This window comes from Nocardia farcinica, assembly GCF_029867845.1.
GTDB lineage: Bacteria > Actinomycetota > Actinomycetes > Mycobacteriales > Mycobacteriaceae > Nocardia > Nocardia farcinica_A.
In genome coordinates, this window is the sequence record NZ_JARWRU010000721.1 from 1 (window position 1) to 1,312 (window position 1,312).

A 1,312-nucleotide genomic window follows, 5' to 3' on the forward strand; every position below is an offset into this window, starting at 1 on the left:
CCGACGACCAGCCGACTCCGGCTCCCTCTCCCTCTCCCTCTCCCGCACCGGCACCGGCACCGGCACCGGCACCGAGCGGTGGCCACACCCAGCCCTCCTCCCCCTCCACCGGCGGCCTCGGCAACACCCTCGGCAACACCCTGGGCGGCGTCGTCGGCGGTGTCGGCGAGGGAGTCGGCAAGGTCGGCGAGGGAGTCGGCAAGCTGGGCGAGGGCATCGGCCAGGGCGTCGGCGGCGCGCTGGGAGGCCTCGGTGGCTGAGATCGCGGTCGACCCCATGCCCTATGTGCGCGACCTGCTGCGCGAACTCGACGATCTCGCCCACCGGCCGGTGGTCTGCCTGGTGCGCGGCCGCTGCGGCACCGGCAAGTCGACACTGCTCACCCTGGTCCGGGCCCGGCTGCGCGCGAACGGCACCGCTTTCGACGAGCGCGTCACCCCGGCGGGCGCGAACGGCCCGGCGGATGTGCTGGTGGTAGACGACGCCCACGGGCTCGGCCGGGCCGATCTGGACGCCCTGTGCGCGGCGATCGGCGCGGGCGGGCGTTCGGTGATCGTGGCGACGCAGCCGCGCCCGCACGACCCGGCGCTGCGCGCGCTGACCGAGGCCGCGGCCCGCGGCGGCCGGGTGCTCGATCTGCGCCCGCTGGGAATCAGCGACCTGCTGCCCTTCGCCAGGGAACTGGGCATGATGGTGCCGCGACCGTTGGCCCAGCGCATCCATCAGCTGACCGGCGGCATCCGCGGCGGCGTGGTGGCGGCGCTGGCGGCGGCCTGCTCGGCCCGGCTGGACGCGGGCGTCCGCGCGGTGGACGAGGCGGTCGCCGCCTGGGTGCGCACCCAGCTGGAGAACCTGGAGCCCGATCTGCTGGAGACCCTGGCCGTCGCCACGGCGGGCTCCGGTCTCGACGCGGGCGAGCTGACCGACGTGCTCGGCGTGCCGCCGGAACAGGCCCATGCCCTCATCGACCGGGCCCGTGCGAGCGCCCTGGTGACCGACGCCGACCTGCTGCTGGAGCCGGCGGTGGCCCCGCTGCGGACCATGCTCGGCGACCGTCGGTTCGTGGCCGTGCAGCGCAGGCTGCTGGCCGCCAGGATCGAGGCCGGGCTGCTGCGCGACAACACCGCGCTCATGCTCGCCGAGGCGGGCGTGCGCGACCCGCGGCTGGCCGAATTTCTCACCGCGGCCGCCACCAGGCACACCGACACCGCCGCCCGCTACTACGCCGCCGCCACCGCCGCGGGCGCCGACCAGTCGGCTCTGGCGCTGCGCTGGGCCGAGGCGGCCGCCCTGGCGGGCGACGGCGAGACCG

General features: G+C 76.4%; 2 pseudogenes. Both read left to right on the forward strand.

Features of this window, described 5'->3' with window-relative positions:
- Positions 1 to 260 (forward strand): annotated as a pseudogene (locus QH283_RS15810) (Hsp70 family protein); the annotation flags it as partial.
- Positions 253 to 1,312: pseudogene (locus QH283_RS15815) on the forward strand (LuxR C-terminal-related transcriptional regulator); the annotation flags it as partial. The pseudogenes QH283_RS15810 and QH283_RS15815, both read left to right, overlap by 8 nt.